The sequence below is a fragment of the Aestuarium sp. genome, from assembly GCF_023253315.1.
GTDB lineage: Bacteria > Pseudomonadota > Alphaproteobacteria > Rhodobacterales > Rhodobacteraceae > Marivivens > Marivivens donghaensis.
The window spans coordinates 1,631-1,863 of record NZ_JALRGW010000065.1; positions in this window are offsets into that span (position 1 = coordinate 1,631).

The following is a 233-nucleotide window of genomic DNA, read 5'->3' on the forward strand; positions in this document are numbered from 1 at the left end:
CGGTCGCAGTCGGGTGTCGCGCCGTGGCAGCTCGCCGCACTCCCGATCCCGCCTGGACCTTTCACTTCCCCGCCTCCAACTTAAAGTCCGGGAAGGCAGCGGGGTTCTTGTCGGGAGTGGCAGGGGTCTTGGAAGAGGTGGAGGGGTGGGGCCTGGGCTGAAATCTTAAAAGGGGAGGGGGCAGTGGGAGCTGGACGCGGATGGAGCTCGCGAGCTGGCCCTGGGGCGCAGGG